We start from the raw sequence: 24,202 nt of genomic DNA on the forward strand, positions 1-24,202 counted from the left end.
ATTTTCATTAATCATCAGCCTTGATGCTTTGAACAGTCTGGCACGCCGCTGGAAACTGGCAGCCACTTAAGTGCATTTCAGTCAGCTTATGCCGCCCTGATCGCAGCGACCCGCCATTTCTCCTGCGCGTTTTCCGGCCCGGTTACCTTGATGAAGCGCCAAAGCTCAGAAAATTCCGTCACGGATTCTGTCCCGGATACAAAATTCTTGTCGGCGTCGTAAACGGTGCTGATCTGCCTTGAGACGAATTTGACATCAATGGATGCCAGGCCCGCCTGCGTCCCGGGGCTTGTTATCGCGGCATCCTCAAGCGCGACCTCATCAATCGCCTTAATCTCGGCCTTCTGGGTTGTCTGATCTTTCTGACGGGCCTCAATGACAGCGTTAAACGTGTCAAACGCATCCGAAGTGAGGCAGGCTTTCAAGCGAACGACATCGTCCGCTGCAAAAGCCGTCACGACATCCCGAAATGTCTGCTGTGCCTCTTCCACAAAGCCTGATGGCTCAAACTTGCTGACGTGCCGCCCGATTTCCTGCAGGACCTGGCCGACGCGCGTATTGGGTTGCGGGATATCGCAGCGTGTCGCCGCCTTGACCTCGCCCATATCTGGGCCGGACGCCAGTTTGCTCGACGGCAGGGGCTTTTTCTGGAATGTCACGACGGCTTCCACCCTGACGCGTCGACCGAGCACGACAAAGAGCCGCCAACCCAGAACCAGGGCAACCAGCACAAAGAAGATGATATCGAGCGGGATAGGCAAGCCTGACATAGGCGGTTAATCTCTTTCACAAAAGTGGAAACGTAAAATTAGATCGCTTACCGCACAGGAACAACCTTTAAATAGACTTTCACCCCATCCCTGCCGAAATGAGATCATCCTTCCTCCGCCAGTCACGGCGTCAATGCTGACGTCACCCTGAAAAATGGCGCTGAAAGATGTGTTTTCAACCCCCATCCCCAAGGCCTAACGCAGCAGAAACCGTGACGGGGCCGGTTAAGCAATATTTTAGGCAGTGTTGGTCTGTAAATAAACGCCGCCTTTTAATGCCGTCACTCTGCCGACCGACACGGATAAAATCGACGTCGAACGCCCTTAAACTTTCTGGAGAGTCTAGGCCCCAGCCTTGTGCCCGTGCTAAGATCGGCCGATCAAACACCGTCATGTCATGACGACGACAGTGATCAGACCAAAGCGCGGGAATTGAGAATGACACAACCAAGCAACGAACAGAACGAGAATTCAGGCGCAGCGCCGTCGGCCTTGTCGCTCTCTGTCAATGTTCAATTCATCAAAGATCTATCCTTCGAGGTTCCGAGCGGTGCGGCGACTTTCGCCTCCATTAAGGCGACACCGCAGATCGGCGTCAATATCGATGTGCAGGCGCATAAGCTCGACGATAAACAACCTGTTTATGAAGTCGCAATCGCCGTGAAAGCCGAGGCGCAGGAAGCCCCTGAGAAGGAAGGTGGTGTCCCGGGAAAACCGATTTTCATTCTTGAACTGACTTATGCATCCGTCGTGACCATCGCCGACGCGCAGGAACAAACCATCGAACCTATCCTGCTGATCGAAGTGCCGCGCCTCCTCTTCCCCTTCGTGCGTAGTATCATCAGTGACGTTACGCGGGATGGCGGCTTTGCACCTGTTGTTCTGCATCCCATCGATTTTGTCGGGCTCTGGCAGAGCAAACGCGCGCAGCAATTTCCACAGACGGAAGGTAATGCCTGAAAGTCGCTGCAAGCACGATTTGATCAAGACGCCCCACCCGGGCGCCTTTTTTCTGATGGGAGGTTGGAGATCGTGGCGTGCGTGTGTCACTGACCTCACCGGGTCCGCAGCTACGCCAGCGTCGACACGACATCATCCTCCGCGACATAGGGACCGAACGCTTTGATCTCAATCGCCAGAATGCGTGCCTGACCGTCCAGCAATTCCTCCATCGGCATCACGGCCTGCCCTGCTGTCCATCGCATTGCCTGCTCCGCCTCAACGTCATGCCAACCAAAAAGATTCGGCTCTGAAAGATGATGGGTCATCGCCTCCACGCGATCCGGGAAGATGACCGTAATTTCACCGATTAAAAGGCCGAGATTCCGCCTGTCATCAGTGAAGGGTCTAACCACATCACACGGCCGCGCCGCAGGACTTCGGATGGATATGAATCCCTGAAGCGTTTCAACGTTAAACAGCAAGGTTCTGCCGTGATGCCGGATCGGCGCGACGGCCCTTCCACATGCGTCCACCACCTGGCAAGTGATTTCCTGTGATGGCTTCATGTCGAGCTTGCCCTCCTGTCGGAAGCCCATATGCGCCGCGCGCGCCTGAATGCCACGCGCAATCGGCTCGATATAGTCTGAGGTCACGATCTGCAGCGGCATATTCCCTGAAAGCGGCATCCCGGACGGTGACACGCGCTCATCCGTGACTTCGGAAACGCTCAAAATTGCTTCTTCTGTCGGGATGGCAGATCGGCATGGCAAGTTATTGGCCCAGACCACAGCATTTTCAACGGTTGCAAAATGACAATGGGTGCTTGAGGAAATCCCGTGATCGTAATAAATCGTCGCGCCGTTCTTAAGCCTGTGGGTCGGGACAAGATAGGCGCCGAAAGCCACAAAATGTGCCGGCCCAACAAGTAAGTCACGGCACGGTACGTCATCGGCGATCGCACCTTGCATGATCCGGATCGGAAAACGGGAGAAGTCGTCATCTTTACCAGAACCGGCGGTCACCGTCTGGTGACCTGTTTGGATGACGTCGCAACCGGTCATTCTTCCATCGACAAGCGCTGCGATCCTGTCCCCGACAAGGATATCCTCAATGCGTTTTTCACCTGACAGGGTGCGAATCATTGTGCCGGCCAGGTAAGACTGGCGGTCTGTGACCGAATTCACCCCGTCATGCGTGCTTTCTGAAGGAAGGGCGTCATCCTCCATCACGACTTGGGATAGCGTTTCTGCAGCAATTTCCGTCTTTGTCAGCAAAATCTGAACTCCGCGTAACAGTTATATCGCCTGCGCCCGGGAGCAAAGCGTCTCCGGGCCACTTTATCGAGAGAGGGGGGACGCTGATGGCGGGATGAAATCTTTCCCATTTCACCAGTGCGCCCTAGGATGCTCATCCAATCCGAATTTTATCATTTTTGATTGGCGTGAGCCCATACAGCGCTAAGCCAGCTGGGACCTGCCCCCTCTCCTGACAAGACCGGCACAGGACGTAAAAGCCTGTTGCATTGGGCGTTTCGTGACCGTTTTTTTAAAACATAACCCCCCTCATAAACTTGCGCTTTATTGATGTTTACTGTATAGTAATCGAATTCTATGACTAGAAAACAATAATAAAAAGGCATAAATTCATGAAAATTATAATGGCGGTCGCAATGTGCGTCTGCGCGATCTCTTCCCCGGCTCATGCAGGTGATGATCTTGAACAGTTATGTGCTGCGTTGTGTGGTAAATTTGATCACGGGCAGACTATTTTATATAATGGCACAAGCGTCACCGATGTCATCGGTGCCAAATTAGGCCCGAGTTGGGGAGCCACATTCAAAATCGGCGGCGGCGATCTCGGCACGAATTACTGGCATTACACCATTAAAAATGACAATCCCTGGGCGTATGACGTCGCGAAAAGGCGTATCTAACCGGCGTGAAGACCGATATCTGCGTCGCTCAAAGCACGCTCGACCCAAGTATTGATGAGCTTGTCGGCATCAGATTATCTGAGTCAACCCTGGCGAGAAAACACGCATGAGCAGCGCATCGCTTATCAACAGGCTTATCGTTACTTCAATGGTCATTTTCAGCTTCTCTTGCGCGTACGCGTTACCGGTTAAGAAAGTATTCCGCGCTGAATCGAGACCCCCTTCTGAAGTATTCGATTCCGGCTTTACGCCCTGGGGAAATAATATCAATGTCAATGCACATATATTGGGGTTCAGTGGCGGGAGGGGCAGTCGCGATTCAGCCCTTATCCCTACGACGTCCAACTCCGATATTGTACGTAGATTTGCCATCGACCTGCTTAATGTCGCGCGTGACGCCACAAGTTACATTTGTAATATCCAGCCTGACGCGAATTTCTATTCGGCATCGACGTCGATCTATAATATTTACGAGCACGCGACGCCACCGTGACGCGTTTCAGACCAGATGAGAGCCACCATGGTGCGAGAACAGGAATGGTTTGTGCCCTTTCCACATACCGACCGAGCAAATTCAGTCTGTGACGATCTTCACACGCGTTGGAGGCGTCATCCATGAAACCACGATAGATAATGATCACTACGTGCCTGGTGACACGCAATCAAACAATGATCCCTACCTGTCGACGCACCAATATCCGATCACAAGTGGCCCTATCAGAACATTGGGAGCAAGCATGACGAATATTGACACAGAACAACCCGGCAACAGGTGGCCTCTCCCCACCGCCACCCCTTCAACCTTATTAAATTGCTTCGGATGCGTGTTTCATTCTGAGTTGTGATTTACTGTCAACCGTCGTGCACTCACGTGCACGGTGTGGCGGGGGATGATGGCTCGACCTTTTAAGAGACGAGGCACATAGCTTCCAGCTTTGCCGCGCTTTGAAGCCGAGCGTAGCACCGAGCAGCTTGAAATAGATAATCCAAAAATTTCAGACGAAGTCGTTGCTTCAAACGCGTCTTTGTTTAAATAAATGTAAATGTTAATAGTCGGGAGTAATCTCTATAGGACAATTATAATGAACAAGATGGGTGTGATTAAGCTAATAGGTTCCAAACGTTTGAAGAGCGTGTCCCTCTTCGTCGAGACTATTTTTCGGTCCATCTCGGAAATTCTTCCCGCCTATCGCGTCGTCCATCGCACACGGTCACCGTTCTTGATGGATACTTTGAAAGCGCTTCTACGTCCTGCCTTCATCCTATTGACCGTCTCTAAATGTCTCGGCGCGCCGGTTTTCCCTGATAAAAAAGCCAATTGTTCTCCATTCAAATGGAAAAATGATGGAGGGAATGAAAAAGCCTCAATGGAGATCCAGGCTATCATAAATAATCGTTCCGCACAGATGCAACTCGATACAGGAATTTACAACAATATCATTTATAAAAATTGGAAAGGTCTCGCTGATCAAAATGAGGACGGTAGACTGCCTCGCTTTTCCGCTAGAGTTCTCCTCGGACAGATCGAACCTAAGAAAGCTTCATTCTCGGTGGATCGCGCGATCGCCGACGATCAATTTGATGGTTCTCTTGGTTTAGTGAACCTGATCGAAAAAGTGAGCGTAATCGACTATCCTGACAAGCTCTTTTGTCTATTCGATGTCGATTCATTTCCGGCCTCTCAGCTTCCCGGGACGCAATGGATAAAAGGTGAACTCCGCGATAATCACCTTCTCCTACCGCTGAAATTAGGGAATTTAGGAAGTCGATTTTACGGTTGTGATACGGGGTCTAGTCTCTTTCCTTTGATCGTCGACTTGGACAATTGGAAAGTCCTGACCAACCTTGAACGCCCACATGATGCCGCAATTCATACACAAGTTGGCGCCTTCGGGAAAAGCCTCACTTTAGACGGAGAAGGGCTCAGCTCTTCAATTTCTGAAACTGCACCTTTTGAAATTGGATACGCTTTTACAATCCGGGGTCAACCGAGACGCTTCAAAGAACGACTTTCAGGCGTAAGCGGCATCATCGGAAATCAACCTTTCCTTTCTAAAGTCGTCATTTTAGATTTGACAAAGCCAGATGCGCGCTTCGGCATAGCCCCTCCACCCATTCGTCCAAGAGAAGGCTCGAAAGTCAGTCGGGACGGTTTTGCCGATCTTGGCACCGCATTATCCCCATTTATTTCCCAAAACGGGGGCCGTCGCGCGAGTTGCAAATGTAATGGCAATGTAAAACTATTGAAGAAACTAAGATGCCCCAAAAACGGCCATTTCTGATCAATCGCGCCGTCCGATCAGCATGGACCTGCTCACGCCTAATACCGCGTGAAACCGCCTCTAATTCGATTTTAGGAGTAGCTCTAAAACGAACCTAAAACGCAAGGTCGTATTTCGCCCAAAAGTGAAAAACCTGATTGCCCCTTACAGCCGGACGTCGCGTGCAGCATGGCGTGAATCAAGCCCGCTCTGGCGGGATGCGCAATAATGCCCGGTGGCGGAGAGGGTGGGATTCGAACCCACGGTACGCTTCCACGCACGGCGGTTTTCGAGACCGCTACCTTAAACCGCTCGGTCACCTCTCCATACGGAGACACTCTTTGCCGAAAAGCGCGTTCAAACGCAAGTCCCGTTTCCTGACGGTGTGTCGTTACGGCTTCAGCCTGGCGCGGCATGGTTGGGGCGCATGTCATCCAGCGGCCATCTTGGGCGGGGTGCGACGTTGAGGTCGTTTATATCCGCGGCGGGGTGCGTCCGTCTTTTCTGCCATGCGGTCCACGCGATCATGACAGCATTATCTGTGCAATATCGCACAGGCGGGACAAAGAGCGGGAGGCCGCCTTCCTGCGCCACCGCCTCTATGGACGAGCGTATTGCCTGATTGGCGGCAACGCCACCGGCCACGACAATATTTTTCGCCTCGGGAAAAGCCGACAGCGCGTTTCTGACGCGATCCGCCATGACGCGCGCGACACTGGCCTGAAAGCTGGCTGCGATATTGGCGGCATCCCGGCGAGTGAGCGCTTCCGCCCCGAAACGGGAAACAACCCGGGACACGGCTGTTTTCAGTCCGGAAAATGAAAAATCACACCCCGCGCGCCCGATGAGGGGACGTGGGAAATCCCATTGACGTGCATCCCCCTCCCGCGCAAGCATTTCCAGAGCCGGGCCACCAGGCCAGCCGAGGCCCAGCATCTTCGCCACTTTATCAAAAGCCTCACCGGCCGCATCATCAATCGTGCCTCCTAAAAGGGTGTAATCCCCGATATTGCGCACGGCGACGCACTGGCAATGCCCACCGGAGACCAGCAGAAGCAGAAAGGGAAAGGGCGCCCCCCCGCCCAGCATAAGCGGCCATGTCGCCATCAGCGCATGGGCCTCAATATGGTTGATCGCGATAAAAGGCCGGTTCATGGCCAGGGCGAGGCCTTTGGCATAATGACTGCCGACGATCAAACCACCAATCAGCCCGGGGCCTGTTGTTGCCGCGAAGGCGCCCATATCTGAAAGTCGATATCCCGCATCGGAAAGACATTGCGAGACGAGGTCCGGCAAATGCGCAAGATGGGCGCGCGCCGCAATTTCCGGAACAACCCCACCCAGCGCCGCGTGTTCATTCTGGGAATAGATCCGGTCCGCGCAGATCTGACCATCGGGCAACATGATGGCGCAGGCCGTGTCATCGCATGAAGATTCGATTGCGAGGATCGGAGCACGCCCGTCAATGGCGGCAGAAGAGTCAGAGGAAAGCGACGAGGTCATCTCATCATGTTACGTCATTGCTTAACTTTAAGTAACAATTTTCCGTCCGACGGAGAGAATACTTTCTTTTAAACCCTGAACGCACGATAACGCCATTGATCAGATTGAGCTTGAAATTGTGAAGAGCGCACTTCAGAAAGTCGCCGCTGAGGCGATGAAACGCCGCGCCATGGGTCGCGCCCATGTTTCGGAGGCACGTCGCGCCCTCCTCCTTCGCGTCGGCACGCGTGGTTCACCCCTGGCCCTCGTGCAGACGCGCACCTTCCTGACTCGTCTGACGCGTTTCTGCCCGATTTTGCGGGATCTCGGTGCGTTTCAGGAGCACAAGATTTCAACAACGGGTGATCGCGTTCAGTCTCGCGCCCTCGCCGAAATCGGGGGTAAAGGACTGTTCGCAAAGGAAATTCACGAGGCTTTGATCGAAGGGCGGATCGACTTCGCCGTTCACAGCCTCAAGGACCTGGAGACGAAACTCCCCCACGGCCTGGCGCTCGCCTGCACGCTCAAGCGGGAGGATGCGCGCGACGCGCTGATCGTCCATCCGCGCCTGCGGGAAAAAGCGCACGCCATCGTCGCGGCGGGGGGTGACCCTCTCGATGTGCTGCCACAAAATGCCATGATTGGCTGCGCCTCCGTCCGTCGACAGGCGCAATTGCGATATAAACGCCCGGACCTTCGCTTCTGCCTCCTGAGGGGCAATGTACAGACACGGCTTGACAAGCTTGCAGGCGACACGTGCGACGCAACAATGCTGGCCTATGCCGGGCTGAAGCGCCTCAGTATGGAAGACCGGGCCGATGTCGTGCTCAGCACGGATGATATGATCCCCGCGGCCGGGCAGGGTATTGTCGGTGTCACCGTACGCAGCGCGGATACGGAGCTTAAGGAGCTTCTCCTCGCGATTGAAGACCCGGAAGCCCGCGCCGTCGCCACGGCGGAACGCGCCCTACTCGACGCGCTTGACGGCTCCTGCCGTACACCGATCGGCGGATATGCGCGGCTGCGCCCCCGCCCCGGACACATCCCGCGCACCGTGCTTGAGGATTATGAAATTGTGCTGACAGGCATTGTTGCGCGTGAGGATGGCAGTTTCTACCTCCAGAAAGAAGTTGCCGGCGCGCCGGAAGATGCGGAGCAACTTGGCCTGGCGCTTGGCGATGCATTAAGAGCAGAAGCGCCTGAGGATATATTTCTGGATGACACGCCAGGCTGAAAGATACGCCGTCATCGTGACGCGCCCCGCCCCCGGGGCTGAAAAAACCTGCCGACAGGTTGCGGCTTTAGGCTGGTATGTCATCTGGCACCCTCTCTTACAGATTGAAGCCACCCCACGCCCTGTCCCTTCGGGGCGTTTCACGCAACTGGTCGTTACCAGCGCCCAGGCCATCCCCGCACTCGGTGACATCGCACGAGATATACCGGTCTGTGCCGTTGGGGCCGCGACAGCCGCGCGCCTCCGTACGCACGACTTCACCAACATCGCCACCTGCGCGGGAAACGCGGCATCCATCGTGACGCATCTTGGGTCAGCGCCACCATCGGGGCGTCTTCTCTTCCCCACCGGGGCGCAACTGGGCCTGAAACTGACGCGTGCGCTTCAGGAGCGTGGCTGGGATGTCGTGCGATATCTCACTTATCGGAGCCGACCGGTCACGTCACTTTCTGATTCGCTTATGTCGCAGATACGATCAAATGCAGTTGACGCCATCATGTTTTTTTCTTCCAGGACCGCATCTGCCTGGGTCAAGGCCGCGTCGGTCAGTGGCGTCGATACGCGCAACCTGCGCGCCATCACCCTATCTGCTGCCATCGCGGCACACCTGAAACCCTCTGACTGGCGGGAAATCTCCGTCAGCGACGCGCCGGATCATGACGCGATCCTCCAACGTCTCGGCCCCGCGCCGCAGACAAAGCGTGACGGATGCGCCGAATTTCCGTAAAGCCTGAGCATGAATTACCGTCACGCATTTCACGCCGGAAATTTCGCCGATGTCGTCAAACATGCGCTTTTGATTGGCCTGCTGGCGCATTTCAAAAGCAAGGATGCCGGTTTCGCCGTACTCGACACACATGCGGGCAAAGGCATTTATGAGCTGAACGCCGAGGAAGGGCAAAATACGGGGGAATGGCGCGACGGGATTGGCCGCCTCATCCCCCCGCGAATCGCGCATGGCGCCGCATTACCGGATGTATTGACACCTTACATCAATGTCATGCGCCGTTTTGGCGCGCCGCAATCCTACCCTGGTTCCCCCAGCTTGATCGCGTCACTTTTACGCCCGCAAGATGCGCTGATTTGCTCCGAGCTGCACCCCGATGATGCCGTCGCGCTGGCGCGTCTCTTCCGAAGCAACCGACAGGTCAGTGTGCACCATCTTGACGGTTACCGTGCGGTCAAAGCCTTTCTGCCGCCCCGCCTCATCGGGCGCGGGCTGGTCTTGATTGACCCACCCTTCGAAAAAACAAATGAGTTCGATCGGCTCCGCGCGGCGATTTTTATGGCGCGTCGGCGCTTCCCGGCCTCGGTGGTCGCGGCATGGTATCCGATCAAACATCGCGCCCCTGTTCGGGAGTTTCAGGATATGCTGATCGAGACGGGTCTCAAGAAACTTCTGACCTGCGAATTTCTGCTTAACCCGCCGACGGACCCGACACGCCTGAATGGATGCGGCCTTTTAGTGGCGAATCCGCATTATCGATTTGATGAAAATGGGCGCCACATTCTTGAAGCACTCGCACCTTATCTGCAGCAGGAGGAGCCGCCTGAAATCTCCATCCGCTGGTTGGTGGAAGCATGAGCACGCCGCGCCATATCGCCATTATCGGGGCAGGTGCCTGGGGGATCGCCCTCGCACAGAATTTCGCCCGCGCGGGCCATAACGTCACACTTTGGAGCCGAAGCCCCGTTGACGCCACCACGCGCAAACTTCCACGGCTGCCGCATGTCGCGCTTCTGCCCACCGTACATGTCACGAACCTGATGCCGAAAGGCGCCGATGACACGCTTTTCGCTACCCCCACCCATGCATTACGCGACATCGCCGCCGCTTCAATGGGTGACGGCCCGGTTATCGCATGTTGTAAGGGTCTGGAACGTGACAGTTATGCCTTCCCCGCCGACATCTTGCGCGCCACCTGTCCGGGGCGCGATGTCGCCGTGCTGTCCGGGCCCAATTTTGCCGGTGAGATCGCCACAGGTCTGCCTGCGGCCGCCACATTGGCCGCGTCGCGTTTGTCGTCGGCAGAGGAGATCGCCTCCCGACTGGCGACACCGCGCTTTCGCCTCTACGCCTCCAATGATTTGACGGGTGTGCAATTGGCCGGTGCGGCCAAAAATGTGATCGCCATTGCGGCCGGTATCGCCATCGGGGCGCAATTGGGGGAAAATGCACGTGCCGCCCTGATGACGCGCGGCCTGGCGGAGATGCACCGCCTCAATCGTGCTCTTGGCGGGCAGGCGAAAACCCTCTCCGGCCTGAGCGGCATGGGAGACCTCATCCTGACCTGCACTGGCCCCTCATCCCGTAATTTCCGGTTCGGCCTGGCGTTGGGACAAAATGCGGATGTGCGCGCCCTTGCCATGGATGAGACGCACGGCATTGTCGAAGGCTGTCGCACCGCCCCGGTCCTCCTCAAACTGGCCCGCCGCCATGCCATCGACATGCCCCTCGTTGAAACTGTGTCAAAACTGATCGCGAGCGATATGTCTGTCGCGGTGGCAAAGGCAGCCCTTATGTCCCGCCCCCTCGCGACGGAATGATCCAATCCGGAGCTTTCATATCCCCGGCGTGACGCCGTCCCTGCGCGAGACAATCTGTCGCGATGAGGTAAGGGACGGCGACGAAATTCGATGATGCTCGTGTGATGCTACTGGCGAAATCAGCGTATAAGGCGCGATACTCCGCGTGACATCGGACGCATCGGGCGACGAAATTTCGCCATTGACCGGGATTTTATCAGCGCCCGCTGAAAGGTGAAGCGCGACGCGGATCGGTGTCTCCGCGCCTGCCGCAAACGCCATATCTCTTTGCTGGTAGATCAATGGCGCTTTCATAATGGCGTGCAGGAGTGAGGGAGCGTTGACACCCGCATCAAAAGTACCGACCCCCCCCGGCTTTCCAAAGCCATCGCGCCCCGGGATGCCATTTGCGATGATCTTCCTGCCAGCAAATCTCAATCTCTCGGATGTCGCGATTTTTGAGACGTGTAGTAATGGCGGGAATGCACGGCGCATATCGACTATGCCACCCGGTAAAAAGCGTTACACCGCGATGCACCGCCATTTGCTTCAGCGCAAAAAGAGCGGAGAGGGAGGAAACAGGCGGCTTCTCCAGCAAAACATGAAGGCGCTTCTCCATCGCCGCTGCCGCCAGAGCATAGCGGGACGCTGGCGGAGTGCAAATCGCCACGCAGTCACAATCTCGGTCTGCTTCAAAAAATGCGGGCAGATCCGGGAAACAGGGCAGATCGATATCATCATCCATCTGCGGATCAACCATGCCGACCAGCTCAAATTCCCGGGATTTTCGCAGCACCGGAACATGCTGGGATTTCGCGATCTGCCCGTAACCAACCAAAACGATCTTCAACATGCTGCGCCCCTGAGGGCGTTCAACCACCCACCTCGTAAAAGATCAGCTTGCGCCCCTGCCGCAACATGGCAGAATGTCGTGGGGCCATTTTCCCCTTGAGGCACCTTATCGATCCGGCCGCAATTTTGTGATGCCTCAAGGGGTGACGGGCCGAGCTCCTCCAGTAATTCCAGTAATTTTACGTAGGCTTTGTTGCGATAAGCAACGAGGGCGGCCTTCTTTTCGGGGCTGTAATCCCCATAAAACCCTTTTGCCGTTTTTGACACCATGGGCGCCCGTCTGCACCATTTCCGCCAGCAGGTCAGGCATCGCCATGCGGCTGCCATAGGCTTTTTCAACCGTTTTGAAGCAATCCGCATAAACATCCAGCCCCGCCATATTCGCGATGGCAAAAGGGCCGAAAAATGGCAGGCGGAACCCGAATGTCGTGCGCACGACCGTATCGAATTCGGACGTCGTCGCGACCCCTTCCTGCACGATTTTGTCTGCCTCCTTCAGCAACGCATATTGCAGGCGGTTCAGCACAAAAGCGGGCCTGTCCGCCACCTCCGCCCCGATGCGGTTCGCACGCTTCAACAGGGTTTTTACAGCGGAGACGACGTTATCGGCGGTCGCCTCACCACGCACAATCTCCACGCCGGAGATAAACGGTGCCGGATTGCTGAAGTGGATAATCAGGAAACGCTCAGGATGGTTGACATAGGGCGCCAGCGTGTGCACGGGTAGGGTCGACGTATTGGTGCCCAATATCGCATCGGGACGCGCAGCTCTGCAGATGCGCTGGTAAACCGCCTGCTTGATGGAAGGGGCTTCCGGCACGGCCTCCTCAATCAGGTCCCGATCTTCTACCGCGACCTCGATGGACTCCGCCATGCGCAGATTCTCCCTGACCAGCACCGCGTAGCCCGCTTGCTTCAGACCCTCCGCCTCAAAACGTGCGGCTTCTTCAAGGAGACGCTGGTAATTCCGGCGTGTTGACGCGGGGTCGATATCGGCGATTGTCACGTCCAGACCAGACGCGGCGAGGGATTGCGCGATGCCGCCCCCATATATCCGGCACCCGCCACGGCGACCGTATTCAGCTCTTCCGTCATCGTGAAACCCCGCATGAATATGTATGTCAATTGGATCTTTAAAATTTACTTTATAGATATTTTCCATCCAATAATAAAACCTGAAGCATATTTCAGTATTTTGAATTGCGCGGCACTCAAGATGTGCTGGCCAGAGGTCACGTCCCCTACTCCCATTGAAGGTGTGTAGACGTCGATGCGCGGGTCAGACGTCTCATCGTCGCACGGTTACAGGTGTTGATGCCGCATCGCGTTAATCACAGCCGGCTAAGCTTCGCTCCCTCATTGAGGGTCCGGTCGATTAACCGTATAACTTAATTTGTCTCTTTCGCGGAGCACCTGATGACGACGACCCTTGACGACTTTTACCGACTTGAACTTAAGGCCCTTGACGAGAAGACCCCCATCTCATTCAGTGCCTTTAGGGGGAAGGTGGCCTTGGTTGCCAATACCGCCTCCAAATGTAAATTCACGACTCAATATGAGGATCTGCAACATCTCTGGACGCTTTACCGCACCTCCGGGCTGGTTGTTGTGGGCGTGCCATGTAATGATTTCGGCCAGCAGGAGCCGGATGATGCGGCAACCATCAAAGAGTCATGCGCCGTCAATTACGGCGTCAGCTTTCCGATGACACAAAAAACCACGATCAAGGGCCCGGAAATTTCACCCCTGTTCCAATGGTTGCAGCATGAAGGCGGCTGCCTGAGCAAACCGCGCTGGAATTTTTACAAATATATAGGGCGGGACGGACATCTCGCCGCGTGGTTTTCCTCCATCACGCGCCCCAGCTCACGTCGTTTCAGGGAGCGTGTGCGACACTGCCTCGACAATTGATCTCTTTCAGGCATAATCGCGCACGTTAAACCGTGTGCCGTTAAGGACTCTTCCCGTCCGAAGCCTGTAACAGAGACGCCATGCTCAGAAATTTTCTCACCGTCGGTGGATGGACGCTGGTCTCCCGCGTCCTCGGGCTTGTGCGGGATCAACTCCTGGCCGCTCTGCTGGGCGCGAGCATCGCCCAAGATACTTTTCAGATTGCCTTCCGTCTGCCCAATATGTTTCGCCGTCTCTTCGGTGAGGGCGCCTTCAACGCGGCTTTCGTCCCGCTTTTTACCGAGAAGATGACGTTACACGGCGCGTCAGCCGCACGCCGTTTCGCCTCGAATACCATGAGCTGGCTGGCGATCTGGCTAGCCGGGATCACCATCCTGGGTGAAATCTTCATGCCCTGGGTGATCTCATTCATCGCACCTGGCTTCGGCGCTGGGTCGACGCGTTTTGATCTGGCGGTCTCGCTCAGCCGCATCACCTTCCCTTACCTCCTATTGATCTGCATCGCGGCGCTCCTTGCCGGGGTGCTGAATGGCATGCACCGCTTCGCTCTGGCGGCCGGGGCTTACGTGTCTTTCAATGTCGTCGGCATCATGGCGATCATCCTCGGGGCGCAAGTCTTTCATATGCCGGCGCAGGCAGCGTCCTGGGGGATCACGCTTTCCGGCATTGTGCAGCTTGGGTTGCTTTACGGTGCCGCGCGCCGGGCGGACATGAAACTGCGTTTGCAGCGCCCTGTCATGGATGGTGACATGCGAAACGTGCTGCGCCGCCTCGCCCCGGGGCTTGTCGGCTCAGGGGTGACGCAACTTAACCTGACGATTGACACGATGATTGCGACCCTGCTGCCAACAGGGTCAATTTCCTGGCTGTACTTTGCTGATCGCATCAACCAGCTTCCCCTCGGCGTGCTAGGTGCGGCGGCTGGCACGACCATTCTGCCGGTTCTGACCCGCCACCACGCATCCGGTGACCGGGAAAGCAGCCGGGAAACGCTCAACCGCGCCATTGATTACGCGATGCTACTAACCCTGCCCGCGAGTTTCGGGATTATCGCGCTGGCGCCGGAGATCATGTCGGCGCTTTTCGGTTACGGTCGCTTTACGATGCAGGATGCGTCATTCACCGCGCAATCCCTCCGCGTTTACGCGATCGGGCTGCCCGCCTTCGTGCTTGTCAAAGTCTTGTCACCCGCTTTTTTTGCGCAGGGTGACACAAAAACACCGGTCCGCATCGGGTTCGGCATTCTCGCGCTGAATCTCGCTCTGAATCTCTCCCTTTATCGCCCTCTCGCGCATATCGGGCCGCCATTAGCGAGTTCCCTCGCGGCCATGATCAATTTCGGTCTGCTCTGGTGGTTGCTCCATCGACGCGATGCGATGCGAATCGCTGCCGTGACCATGCGACGGCTTTTGATCATGCTGGGTTCCGCAATAATCATGGCCGTGCTGATTCGGGTCGCGGCGCTGTATTTTATCCCGGATTTTATGTTCTGGCGAGGCTGGGCCCGGATTGGCGCCCTGGGCGTCATGATTACCTCCGGCGCGGCGATATATCTTGCCTGCCTTCAGATTTCAGGCGTTGCGCGCGTGCGTGACCTCGCAGCAGCCCGACGCGGAATGCGAAACCCAGCACCGTGACATGCGCAGAGGCTTGATAAATACTTACCTCGTGTGAATTTTTTGCGTATGATCGGGGCCAGGACCGCCAACGGTTCTGACATGCCCCCGCAAGAAAAGCAGCCATCGTCGACTGATGAATCAAAAAACCGGAAAAACGCCCAGCCCGACCCCTGAAGGCGCGACGCCTGCCATGGCGCAATGGTTTGCCCTCAAAGCACAGGAGCCGGATGCCCTTCTTTTTTTCCGAATGGAGAATTTTTTCGAACTGTTTTTCCAGGATGCTGAAATCGCGTCCCTGGCGCTTGATATCAGCCTGACAACACGGGCCGCCATCAGGAGACACTGATCCCGATGTGCGGCGTACCCGTCCCTGCCGTAGCCAATTACATCGCCCGGCTGATCCGGCGGGATTTCCGTGTCGCCATCGCAGAACAGATTGACGCGCCGCCTAAAAAAGGTGATCCGGCGCAGAAAGGCCCCCTTAAACGGGCAATCGTGCGTCTGGCAACACGCGGCACGTTGACAGAGGATAAATTACTGGAGTCAAGCAAGGCCAACATCCTGTTCTCCCTCGTCCGCCTTAAATCCCACACCGCCTCAGCCCCGATTGGCGCCGCCTGGATCGACGTTTCAACCGGGGAGCTTGAGACCACCATCGTTGATGTCGTTGAAGTGGGTGAGTTGCTCTCGCGCATTGACCCGGTTGAGATCCTGACCGATCTGCATGATTTCGTGTCGGAACCTTACCGCAGCCATGTCGTGCGTGACCTGCGCATCCCCGATATCGATATTGCCCGCCTTGCCGTGGCACGTCGCTTCGGCCTGACGCAGATTGGCTCACTCGGTCCCTTTTCGGATGAGGAAGTTGTCGCCTGCGCAACTGTCCTTGCTTACGTCAAGCGCACATTGGCGGATAATGTACCGCGCGTCTCACGCCCTCTCCGCCTTGATCAATCCTCCGCCCTTTCCCTCGACCCCGCGACGCGGGCAAGTCTTGAGCTTCTGTCCGCACGTGACGGGACAACAACCCATACTCTATTATCCGCCGTGGACCGCACGCACACGGCAGGTGGGAAGCGCCTGCTGGCGCGGTGGATCTCATCGCCCCTGATTGAACCTGGTATCAGCGCCGCGCGGCAGGAAGCATGGAAATGGCTCGCCCGGACGCCGAGCTTCCTGGATGCATTGCAGGATGTGTTGAAACACACGCCCGACCTTGCACGCGCGCTGACGCGCCTCTCCTCCCTGCGCCTCGTCCCGCGGGATCTCGGTGCAGTCAAGGTGGCACTACTGTCCGCGGATCGCATCATTGCGCTTTTACGACCCGTTTATAGTGATAACACGCCGGAATATATTCGCGGGCTTTATACCGGCTTTCACCGCCGCGCGGACCCGCTGCTCAACAAGTTTGAAGCCGCCTTAAAGCCAGACCTGCCCGCGCGACTCGAAGATGGCAATATCATCGCCGCGGATTATGATGCCGAGCTTGATGCGGCCCGCGCGCTTCGGGACGATAGTCGCCAGGCCATCGCGGCATTGCAGGCACAATATGCCGCGCATTATCAGGTCAGCAGCCTGAAAATTAAATATCACGCGCAGCTCGGCTATGTTGTTGAAACGACAGCGACCCACGCTAACCGCCTGCGAAAAGATAACTCCCTGATCTTCCGGCAGGGCACGGCCAATCTGGCCCGTTTCAGCACGGATGAGCTTATATCGCTGGAGTGCGCGATCATTGAAGCCGCAGACCGGGCGCAGGCGCTGGAAGTCGAGATTTTCACGAAGCTTGCCCATGAAGTGCTCGACCACCCGGCCCTTGTCGGGATGGCGGAGTTATTCTCCCTCGCCGATGTGCTGGCCGGCGCGACAGAGCTCTCTCAGGAGGGTGTGTGGTACTGCCCGGAAGTCACGGCGGACCGCGCGTTTGAAATCGAAGCCTGCCGCCATCCGGTGGTGGAGGAAGCGCTGGATGACGGGATGCATTTCATCCCCAATGACTGCGCCTTACCGCCTGAGCATCGCATCATGCTGCTGACCGGGCCGAACATGGCGGGCAAATCGACCTTTTTAAGGCAGACCGCGCTTGCGGTTATTCTCGCCCAGTCGGGGATGCCGATCCCGGCGCGACGCGCGCGGATTGGTGTCGTGGATCGCCTCTTCTCACGGGTCGGGGCCGCTGACGACCTTGCGCGCGGACGCTCCACCTTCATGGTGGAAATGTCAGAGACGGCCGCGATTTTGCACCTTGCAGGGCCGCGTTCCTTCGTCGTGGTGGATGAAATCGGGCGGGGCACGTCCACGCTGGATGGTCTCGCCATTACGTGGGCCACTTTGGAGGCGCTGCATTCACAACTCGGCGCACACACGATTTTTGCGACACATTTCCATGAACTGGGCCGCCTGACGGACTCGATGCCGCACCTCACCCCTTATACGATGATCATCAAGGAGTGGAAGGGCACGATTATTTTCCAGCACGAAGTGCGCAAGGGTGCCGCGCGTAAAAGCTGGGGCGTCCATGTGGCCCGCCTCGTCGGTGTGCCGGAATTTGTCGTCAACCGCGCGACGCGTCTGCTGGCCGCGCTGGAGGCACAGCAACCGGGCATTGCGGCGCTTTTTCCCCTTTTTGAACCGACAGCACCGTCCGAGAGTGACGACACGCCGATAGCGGATAACGCAGGGCAGACGGAAACTTTGGAGGCGGATGCCACTTCAATTCATAAGGTCATCCGCAAGCTGGAAGCGCTGGACCCTGACAGCCTCCCCCCGCGGGACGCGTTGGCGGCGCTGTATGAGCTTCAACGCCTCGCGCGAGAATAAGGGCACGCACGACGCGACGCATCATGATGGCCCGGGAGGATATGCGTGCAGATCAGGAGCGCCAGAGGATGATCGAACAGGCTTTCACAAATGCCCAGACGATGCACACCTCGCTCGAAATAGCGATCGACGCCCTTTATCGTGAAAGCGGCACCCCGACGCGGGAAGACGTCGTGGCCATTTTCCGGCGGCATCTTGGACGCCATTACGGGGAAATCCGGCAATTATTTGAAGGCCGCCATATTAAGGGCATCGCCTCCGCCAGCATGATAGCGGCGCTGATGGATGGCGTGATTGACTGCCTCGATGTTTTCGCGCGCAAACACACGTCGGCCAGCACGCAGCCTCTCTGTATCTGTGCAACAGGGGGTTATGGCAGCGGCTTACTGGCGCCGCATAGTGATATTGACCTGTTATTTCTGACGTCAGGCGCATTGACGCCGCCTTTGGCGGAGCGGATCGTGTTCATCCTCTATTTTCTGTGGGATCTGGGCATCCGTGTCGGCCATGCCACGCGTTCCGTCGCGAGCTGTCTAGAGACCGTCAAGACGGATATCACCATCCGCGCCAATTTGATGGATGCCCGCCCTGTCGCCGGTGCGCTGACGATCTTCACCGAATTGCAGAACTGCCTTCTCTCTGAAAAAGGGGACGCGCGGGCCTTTATCCTCTCCGCCCTTAATGAGAGGGAACGCCGACACAAACAATTCGGGGATAACCCGTTTATCGTTGAGCCCAATATCAAGGAAGGGCGTGGCGGATTACGTGATTTGCAGACTCTGGGCTGGATGGCCCGGATCGCTTCGGAAAGCGATGGCTCGGTCTTCACGGTGCCCCACCCTCATACGGAGCCCGCTTTCAGCGCCCTTGATATCCTGACCGAGCAGGAACGCCAGCGCGCACGCCGTGCCTGGAACTTCCTCTGGACCATCCGGCTGCATCTACATTACATCGCCGGCCGCGCGGATGAGCGGCTTTTATTTGAAACGCAACCCGTCATCGGCGCGCGCATGGGTTATGCCAGCCATGGGCGCCAACAGGGTGTCGAGCGCTTTATGCGCCATTATTTTCTCACCGTGCGGGAAATCACCCGGCTGGGCTGTCTGATTGAGCCTGTCATCATGGCGCGTCTTGACCCGCCGCAACCTTCCCTGACAAAAAACAACCCTGCCTATGAGGCTTTAAAAGAGCTGCATCTGACATTGGTCGATGGTCAGATCGCACCGACGGATCAGACGGATTTTGATGCACGGCCCGCCGATATGCTGCGCCTGTTGGAAGTCGCGCAGAATAACCAGTTACCCATTCACCCCCTCACCATCCGCGCATTGATCCAGCATGAGCGGCGCGCAACAAGTTTGCGGGATGATGCCGATAGTATGCTTATTTTCGCGCGGCTTCTCACCGCGCGGGGCCTGCCTTCGGAAGTGGAAAAGAAAGCATCGGGGCAGAACGGCCCCTGCCGGAAAACCGCGGCGGACTGGCTTCATCTGCTTAACCAGACGGGACTGATGAGCGCCATTTTACCGGAATGGTCGCGGGTTGTCGGGCAGATGCAGTTCGACACTTATCATATTTACACGGTTGATGAGCACAGCATCGCCGCCGTTCGTATGCTGGGTGAAATCGAAAATGGCCGCATGGCGGATGAAATCCCGATTGTCTACACGCTGGTCGACGCTATTCAGTCGCGTCCTGTCGTTTATTTCTCGACGCTGATCCATGACATCGCAAAGGGACGCGGGGGGGATCACTCCGTTATCGGCGCTGAAATCGCGGCCCGTCTGGGACCGACGCTCGGTTTGAAAGTTGAGGAGACGGAAACGCTTTCCTGGCTGGTGCTGCATCACCTGTTGCTGTCGCAAACTGCCTTTCGACGGGATATTGATGATCCTCGAACGATTCTTGACCTGGCGGACGTCATTCAATCGCCGGAGCGCCTGCGTCTTCTGCTGATCCTGACCGTCGCGGATATTAGAGCGGTCAGCACAACGGTCTGGAATGCCTGGAAAGCGACCTTGCTGCGCGAGCTTTATATCCGCGTCGCGGAAGTGCTTGAAGGTGGACTCGCCGCTTCGGAAACAGATGAGCGGATCAATTTCGCGAAAGCCCTTGCTGACAAAATGCTGCAGGAGAACCGCGTCAAGCGCGGGGAAATAGCGCGCTTTCTGGCCCGTGGGTATGGGAGTTACTGGCTCGGTTTTGACTCGGCGACCCATGTGCGTCATGCGCGCCTGCTGGCGGAGGCCGATGCCGCCAACGCGCCTTTATCGGTCGAATCCACACCCGTCCCCTCCCGCGACGTGACAGAAGTCACGGTGATCAGTAAGGACCGCATCGGTCTGTTCTCGCGGATTGCGGGCGGGCTGGCCGTGGCGGGGGCATCCATCGTCGATGCGCGCATTCACACGCTGCGTGACGGGTTCGCGCTCGACACATTCTGGATTCAGGATGCACGGGGGAAAGCACTCGATACACCTGCGCAGTTGATAGAGCTTAACAGCAAAATCGAACGCAGCATCAACGACCAGCTCGACGTGCCCGGCCTGTTATGTCGCGCGGTCGCGGAGCGGTCGCGCAAGCGCATGCGACTGATCAACGTGCCTATTCGCGTCGTCATTGATAATCGTGCGTCTGAACGGCACACGGTGATCGAAATTAATGGCCGGGATCAGCCTGGCCTGCTTTACCGCATCGCGCAGACGCTTAACGGCTTGGGACTTCAGATTTCCTCAGCGCATATCACAACCTACGGCGTACGCGCCGTGGATGTTTTTTACGTGCGGGATGCTGACAGCAATAAGATCACGGCGCCTGATCAATTGGACCGTATTCGCGGTGCCATTGTCGAGAGCCTCACGGAAGCCGACTCCGTCTTTATTGAACTGGAAAGCTGAGCGGATCGCCCGTTTCGCGCCCCTGTGTCACCGATGTTGGTCAGCGCGTTGCCGCAAATAATGACACGCAGCGTCGATGATCAGCTCCCATGCCGCGCAGGGAGGCTCCGCCCGCGCGGCGTTGAGATGGTGACGTTGCGATACCAGCGCGGCCCCAGCCAGCGCCAGTCTCCGCCGAAACGGTTGAGTAACCAGACGTCCCGTCCCAAAGCGCCGGCAAGATGCGCGATGGCGGTATCGACCGAGATAATAAGGTCACATCCCTGAATTTCCGACGCCGTCGCCCGCCAATCCTGCAATTGGCTCTGCATGATGTGGCACCCTTCCACTTCATCATCGTGCCCTTTCTGTAAAGAGACTAAATCTATACCGGGGATGGCAAAAGCGGTGCAAGAAGTGCCGGATCAATCGAGCGTCGTGCGTCGAACCGATATCGCGACGACCCGCGCCAACAAAGGCCAACCCTGAATGATCGCTCTGCCGCGATGACGTTGGTAATAAGATAGGGCGTATCATCCGGTTCAGTGATCTGGAGCAGATGCGGCAGGCTCATCATGCCGCAAGACGCGGTGGCTCCCCCCTCCCAGCGTAGCCGCCCCGATTTTAAATGCGCGTCAAGCGCCGGATGCAGATGGATGAGGGGATGCAAAGCCGCATCAGTCTGAAGAATAACCGGCACACGCGCCAGCGCCACCAGTAAAAACCGCAGGAACTGAATAAAATCCTCCGCCCCCTGCTCCGCCTCAATCAGAACGCATTCTGAGCCGCCCCGCCCATCCCATGGCGGCAATGGAGAATATCGCCCGAGGACCGCATGACGCGCCTCAAATAAACGCCACCCATCGCGCATTTTGCCCTCTGCCAGGCGCAATGTCGCGAGATTGTAAACCGCGCGCGGCGCTTCCGCATCGTCGCCCTGCATCAACGCTGCGTAGATCGCCGCTGCGTCAGCCATTTGCCCCATTTGCTGCATCAATGTCGCAGCGTTGTTGCGTATGCGCCGGTCATCCGGCGCCAGATCTCGCGCGCGCCATATCGGCTTCCGCCGCATCAAAATGGCCGAGGGCCAAGGCGGTGAGCGCGCGATTGACGCGCGTGTAGGCGCTATCGCCGCCCAGTGCCACTGCCTTATTGAGCGCCGCCTCCATCTTGCCCGCTTCAAATAAAGCCGCACCCAGATTGGCCCAGGCAAACCCATTTTCAGAAAGGGCTTCCGCAATCATCCGGAAAGGCGCGGCGGCCGCCTCGAATTGCCGCAGGGACATGAGGCGCTCAGCATATTCCTGCCAGATTGGGATCGGCTCTGCCGCGAGGTCAGCGACGCGCTTCCAACTTTCGGCCCCTTCCTCAAATCGAGATTGCTGGATCAACACCCCGCCCAAACCGGCATGGGCGCGGAAATCCTGCGGCGTCAATAATGTCGCGACGGAAAATGCCGCCCGCACGGGCTCCAGATGTCCGGCCTCATACAGCGCATGTCCGAGGGTGATGTGGTAAAGCGCCCGTTTATCATCCGTGAGATCCTCTTTAAGAACCCGCCCGATCAGGGCAATGGCGCGGTCAGGCCGCCCTTCCGCACGCGCAACGCACGCCATGCCGTAAATCGCATCGTGATCGTCCGGCATCTGCGCCAGAACTTTCCGAAAGCGCGCAGCGGCGCCTTCGAAGTCCCCTGACGCCAGAAGCGCCATTCCTGTATCGACAATATTCTGTTTTTGAGAAGCGAAGCGCATCACTCTATTTTTAGCTCAGATGGCGGAACTGAGAAGCCCATCATGTGAGGCGCGCAATAGACGCACGGGAAGGAAGCCGATAAGCTCACTTCCTCAACAATGTGAGATCAGGTCGGACCCCATGGCGCATATCTTCCGGTGGGCAAACATGAAAAACACGGCAAGCCTTTCCCATTTCCGCAAGGCGATCTTGCTGTTCGTTATGCTGTGCTACCCGTTCCAGGGTTTTGCAGCGCGGGAGCGACCCTGGGCACCCGTCCCGCATCCGGCGGATATCACCGTCATCGCGCATCTTCCGGAAGGGTCGGACTGGCATAATGTGGTCGCGGTCAGGGACGGATTTATCCTGCAACGCGCCCCGAAAGACGGCGCAGAATCATTGATAAAACTGGATCGGGCGGGGGGCGCCCATCCCCTCCCCATGACGCAGCACGTCAAAGATAGGCTGGACGCACCTTCCGCCCTGGCACGCGCGGATGACGGCGCAATATGGGTCGTTAATGCGCGCCCGGGCGCACAACCATTTCTGCTGAAACTGGATGCGGAGACAGGAAAATTACAGTCCCGCATTGACGCAAGCCCGAATATTTATGACGGGTCAAGCCGCTTCATCGCCATCGCAGTGCATGGGCCGATGATTTATCTCGCCGATGAGGGCGATGCGGCACTCGTCACTTATGACCTTGAGAAAAAGATCTGGCGCCGCTTCTTCACCCATTATCCGGCGATGCTCGGGCAGCGTTTCATGAATATTGGTGGGCAGGAGGTACGCGCTTCGGATGGGCGTCCCCTGCAACGCAATATTTCGCACCTCGCGCTTCAGCGGGATGGCGCATGGCTTTATCTTCAGACACCGACCGGCCCCCTCTACCGCCTGAAAACGGAGCTTCTGCGTGACCCTGATTTCACTCCCGTTGAATTAATGGAGAGCCTGACGGAATGGCGTCGCACGCCGACCATTGGTGGCATCACAATCGGCTCAGATAACACGCTCTATATGATCGACCGGAGTGAGGGCCGCCTGCTCTCATTTGATGCGGGTCGCGACCCTTTTATGCAGGTTGCCGATCAAAGACTTGTGGACGCGCAGACACCTTATGCCGACCCCATCACAAATGAGATTTACGTTGCTGCCGGGTCGGAACTTTTGCGTTTGACGCCTTACCGGAATCCGCAACCTTGATAGGAACTATGGCCCGGATGGCCGGTCCCTCCCCGTACC

Annotated in this window: 20 protein-coding genes, 1 tRNA gene and 1 pseudogene; 12 read left to right on the top strand and 10 right to left on the bottom strand. The window is 57.0% G+C overall.

The annotated features are described in order from the left end of the window. Nucleotides 1-86: 86 nt before the first annotated feature. Nucleotides 87-770, bottom strand: a complete 684-nt coding sequence (locus AAYR33_05205; protein XAO72276.1) for a Tim44/TimA family putative adaptor protein — start codon at nucleotides 768-770, stop codon at nucleotides 87-89. 438 nt (nucleotides 771-1,208) lie between these two features. Here AAYR33_05205 and secB point away from each other — a divergent pair, with 438 nt between their 5' ends. After that, on the top strand, nucleotides 1,209-1,730 hold the full coding sequence (secB, locus tag AAYR33_05210; GenBank protein ID XAO72277.1) for a protein-export chaperone SecB: 522 nt from the start codon (nucleotides 1,209-1,211) through the stop codon (nucleotides 1,728-1,730). Nucleotides 1,731-1,840: 110 nt separating this feature from the next. Here the strand turns inward: secB and AAYR33_05215 are convergent, their stop codons facing one another. Continuing rightward, nucleotides 1,841-2,986 carry a Hint domain-containing protein gene (locus tag AAYR33_05215; protein ID XAO72278.1) on the bottom strand — a complete coding sequence of 382 codons (1,146 nt, stop codon included), beginning with the start codon at nucleotides 2,984-2,986 and terminating at the stop codon, nucleotides 1,841-1,843. 383 nt (nucleotides 2,987-3,369) lie between these two features. Here AAYR33_05215 and AAYR33_05220 point away from each other — a divergent pair, with 383 nt between their 5' ends. Further along, nucleotides 3,370-3,645 carry a hypothetical protein gene (locus tag AAYR33_05220; protein ID XAO72279.1) on the top strand — a complete coding sequence of 92 codons (276 nt, stop codon included), beginning with the start codon at nucleotides 3,370-3,372 and terminating at the stop codon, nucleotides 3,643-3,645. A gap of 1,082 nt (nucleotides 3,646-4,727) precedes the next feature. Further along, nucleotides 4,728-5,927, top strand: a complete 1,200-nt coding sequence (locus AAYR33_05225) for a hypothetical protein (GenBank protein XAO72280.1) — start codon at nucleotides 4,728-4,730, stop codon at nucleotides 5,925-5,927. 215 nt (nucleotides 5,928-6,142) lie between these two features. On the opposite strand, the gene AAYR33_05230 is transcribed toward AAYR33_05225, so the two are convergent. Both AAYR33_05230 and tsaD read right to left on the bottom strand, forming a co-directional pair. After that, nucleotides 6,143-6,232 (bottom strand) — tRNA-Ser (locus tag AAYR33_05230). 73 nt (nucleotides 6,233-6,305) lie between these two features. Then, nucleotides 6,306-7,409 carry a tRNA (adenosine(37)-N6)-threonylcarbamoyltransferase complex transferase subunit TsaD gene (gene tsaD / locus AAYR33_05235; protein ID XAO72281.1) on the bottom strand — a complete coding sequence of 368 codons (1,104 nt, stop codon included), beginning with the start codon at nucleotides 7,407-7,409 and terminating at the stop codon, nucleotides 6,306-6,308. Between the two features lie 154 nt (nucleotides 7,410-7,563). Between tsaD and hemC the strand changes: the two genes are divergently transcribed. From hemC to AAYR33_05255, 4 genes are read left to right on the top strand one after another with little or no spacing between them, the layout of a single operon-like run. Beyond that, nucleotides 7,564-8,622, top strand: a complete 1,059-nt coding sequence (gene hemC / locus AAYR33_05240; protein ID XAO72397.1) for a hydroxymethylbilane synthase — start codon at nucleotides 7,564-7,566, stop codon at nucleotides 8,620-8,622. After that, nucleotides 8,606-9,349 (top strand): uroporphyrinogen-III synthase, encoded by a 744-nt coding sequence (locus AAYR33_05245; protein XAO72282.1) that lies wholly within the window; start codon nucleotides 8,606-8,608, stop codon nucleotides 9,347-9,349. Before hemC ends, AAYR33_05245 begins: the two co-directional genes overlap by 17 nt. A gap of 9 nt (nucleotides 9,350-9,358) precedes the next feature. Beyond that, nucleotides 9,359-10,207, top strand: a complete 849-nt coding sequence (rlmJ, locus tag AAYR33_05250) for a 23S rRNA (adenine(2030)-N(6))-methyltransferase RlmJ (GenBank protein XAO72283.1) — start codon at nucleotides 9,359-9,361, stop codon at nucleotides 10,205-10,207. After that, entirely contained in the window at nucleotides 10,204-11,169 is a 966-nt protein-coding gene (locus AAYR33_05255; protein ID XAO72284.1) for an NAD(P)H-dependent glycerol-3-phosphate dehydrogenase, read from the top strand. The genes rlmJ and AAYR33_05255 overlap by 4 nt, the downstream gene beginning before the upstream one ends. A 15-nt stretch (nucleotides 11,170-11,184) precedes the next feature. Here AAYR33_05255 and AAYR33_05260 read toward each other — a convergent pair whose 3' ends face one another. The 3 genes from AAYR33_05260 to AAYR33_05270 form a co-directional block, all read right to left on the bottom strand. Further along, a complete protein-coding gene (locus AAYR33_05260) occupies nucleotides 11,185-11,463 on the bottom strand; it encodes a hypothetical protein (GenBank protein ID XAO72285.1) in 279 nt (92 codons plus the stop codon). 37 nt (nucleotides 11,464-11,500) lie between these two features. Beyond that, nucleotides 11,501-12,028 (bottom strand): Gfo/Idh/MocA family oxidoreductase, encoded by a 528-nt coding sequence (locus AAYR33_05265; GenBank protein XAO72286.1) that lies wholly within the window; start codon nucleotides 12,026-12,028, stop codon nucleotides 11,501-11,503. 108 nt (nucleotides 12,029-12,136) lie between these two features. Further along, a complete protein-coding gene (locus tag AAYR33_05270) occupies nucleotides 12,137-13,006 on the bottom strand; it encodes a 3-hydroxyacyl-CoA dehydrogenase family protein (protein ID XAO72287.1) in 870 nt (289 codons plus the stop codon). Between the two features lie 410 nt (nucleotides 13,007-13,416). Between AAYR33_05270 and AAYR33_05275 the strand changes: the two genes are divergently transcribed. The 4 genes and pseudogenes from AAYR33_05275 to AAYR33_05290 all read left to right on the top strand — a co-directional run bounded on the left by AAYR33_05275 (nucleotide 13,417) and on the right by AAYR33_05290 (nucleotide 21,247). Further along, entirely contained in the window at nucleotides 13,417-13,911 is a 495-nt protein-coding gene (locus tag AAYR33_05275; GenBank protein ID XAO72288.1) for a glutathione peroxidase, read from the top strand. A gap of 80 nt (nucleotides 13,912-13,991) precedes the next feature. After that, the gene (gene murJ / locus AAYR33_05280; GenBank protein ID XAO72289.1) at nucleotides 13,992-15,548 is read left to right on the top strand and encodes a murein biosynthesis integral membrane protein MurJ; all 1,557 of its coding nucleotides are present in this window, start codon (nucleotides 13,992-13,994) and stop codon (nucleotides 15,546-15,548) included. A 172-nt stretch (nucleotides 15,549-15,720) separates the two neighbouring features. Then, a pseudogene (mutS, locus tag AAYR33_05285) lies at nucleotides 15,721-18,350 on the top strand (DNA mismatch repair protein MutS). Between the two features lie 23 nt (nucleotides 18,351-18,373). Beyond that, nucleotides 18,374-21,247: a [protein-PII] uridylyltransferase gene (locus AAYR33_05290; GenBank protein XAO72290.1), complete on the top strand. Its 2,874-nt coding sequence runs from the start codon at nucleotides 18,374-18,376 to the stop codon at nucleotides 21,245-21,247. An 80-nt stretch (nucleotides 21,248-21,327) separates the two neighbouring features. Here the strand turns inward: AAYR33_05290 and AAYR33_05295 are convergent, their stop codons facing one another. The 3 genes from AAYR33_05295 to AAYR33_05305 are packed head-to-tail and all read right to left on the bottom strand — an operon-like array spanning nucleotide 21,328 to nucleotide 22,980. Further along, nucleotides 21,328-21,558: a glycosyltransferase family 9 protein gene (locus tag AAYR33_05295; GenBank protein XAO72291.1), complete on the bottom strand. Its 231-nt coding sequence runs from the start codon at nucleotides 21,556-21,558 to the stop codon at nucleotides 21,328-21,330. Between the two features lie 53 nt (nucleotides 21,559-21,611). Next, entirely contained in the window at nucleotides 21,612-22,202 is a 591-nt protein-coding gene (locus AAYR33_05300; protein ID XAO72292.1) for a hypothetical protein, read from the bottom strand. A gap of 49 nt (nucleotides 22,203-22,251) precedes the next feature. Beyond that, complete coding sequence (locus AAYR33_05305) at nucleotides 22,252-22,980, bottom strand: tetratricopeptide repeat protein (protein XAO72293.1); 729 nt, start codon at nucleotides 22,978-22,980, stop codon at nucleotides 22,252-22,254. 148 nt (nucleotides 22,981-23,128) lie between these two features. On the opposite strand from AAYR33_05305, the gene AAYR33_05310 reads away from it, so the two are divergent. Further along, the gene (locus AAYR33_05310; GenBank protein XAO72294.1) at nucleotides 23,129-24,163 is read left to right on the top strand and encodes an L-dopachrome tautomerase-related protein; all 1,035 of its coding nucleotides are present in this window, start codon (nucleotides 23,129-23,131) and stop codon (nucleotides 24,161-24,163) included. Nucleotides 24,164-24,202 lie beyond the last annotated feature (39 nt).

The sequence above is a fragment of the Acetobacteraceae bacterium genome (genome assembly GCA_039613835.1).
Classification (GTDB): domain Bacteria; phylum Pseudomonadota; class Alphaproteobacteria; order Acetobacterales; family Acetobacteraceae; genus Sorlinia.

What these genes read in the sequence shown, in the direction of transcription:
- AAYR33_05205 (XAO72276.1), bottom strand. Translation starts at nt 770, where the DNA reads ATGTCAGGCTTGCCTATCCCGCTCGATATCATCTTCTTTGTGCTGGTT.
- secB (XAO72277.1), top strand. Translation starts at nt 1,209, where the DNA reads ATGACACAACCAAGCAACGAACAGAACGAGAATTCAGGCGCAGCGCCG.
- AAYR33_05220 (XAO72279.1), top strand. Translation starts at nt 3,370, where the DNA reads ATGGCGGTCGCAATGTGCGTCTGCGCGATCTCTTCCCCGGCTCATGCA.
- AAYR33_05225 (XAO72280.1), top strand. Translation starts at nt 4,728, where the DNA reads ATGAACAAGATGGGTGTGATTAAGCTAATAGGTTCCAAACGTTTGAAG.
- tsaD (XAO72281.1), bottom strand. Translation starts at nt 7,409, where the DNA reads ATGACCTCGTCGCTTTCCTCTGACTCTTCTGCCGCCATTGACGGGCGT.
- hemC (XAO72397.1), top strand. Translation starts at nt 7,564, where the DNA reads ATGAAACGCCGCGCCATGGGTCGCGCCCATGTTTCGGAGGCACGTCGC.
- AAYR33_05245 (XAO72282.1), top strand. Translation starts at nt 8,606, where the DNA reads ATGACACGCCAGGCTGAAAGATACGCCGTCATCGTGACGCGCCCCGCC.
- rlmJ (XAO72283.1), top strand. Translation starts at nt 9,359, where the DNA reads ATGAATTACCGTCACGCATTTCACGCCGGAAATTTCGCCGATGTCGTC.
- AAYR33_05255 (XAO72284.1), top strand. Translation starts at nt 10,204, where the DNA reads ATGAGCACGCCGCGCCATATCGCCATTATCGGGGCAGGTGCCTGGGGG.
- AAYR33_05260 (XAO72285.1), bottom strand. Translation starts at nt 11,463, where the DNA reads ATGAAAGCGCCATTGATCTACCAGCAAAGAGATATGGCGTTTGCGGCA.
- AAYR33_05275 (XAO72288.1), top strand. Translation starts at nt 13,417, where the DNA reads ATGACGACGACCCTTGACGACTTTTACCGACTTGAACTTAAGGCCCTT.
- murJ (XAO72289.1), top strand. Translation starts at nt 13,992, where the DNA reads ATGCTCAGAAATTTTCTCACCGTCGGTGGATGGACGCTGGTCTCCCGC.
- AAYR33_05290 (XAO72290.1), top strand. Translation starts at nt 18,374, where the DNA reads ATGATGGCCCGGGAGGATATGCGTGCAGATCAGGAGCGCCAGAGGATG.
- AAYR33_05295 (XAO72291.1), bottom strand. Translation starts at nt 21,558, where the DNA reads ATGCAGAGCCAATTGCAGGATTGGCGGGCGACGGCGTCGGAAATTCAG.
- AAYR33_05300 (XAO72292.1), bottom strand. Translation starts at nt 22,202, where the DNA reads ATGGCTGACGCAGCGGCGATCTACGCAGCGTTGATGCAGGGCGACGAT.
- AAYR33_05305 (XAO72293.1), bottom strand. Translation starts at nt 22,980, where the DNA reads ATGCGCTTCGCTTCTCAAAAACAGAATATTGTCGATACAGGAATGGCG.
- AAYR33_05310 (XAO72294.1), top strand. Translation starts at nt 23,129, where the DNA reads ATGAAAAACACGGCAAGCCTTTCCCATTTCCGCAAGGCGATCTTGCTG.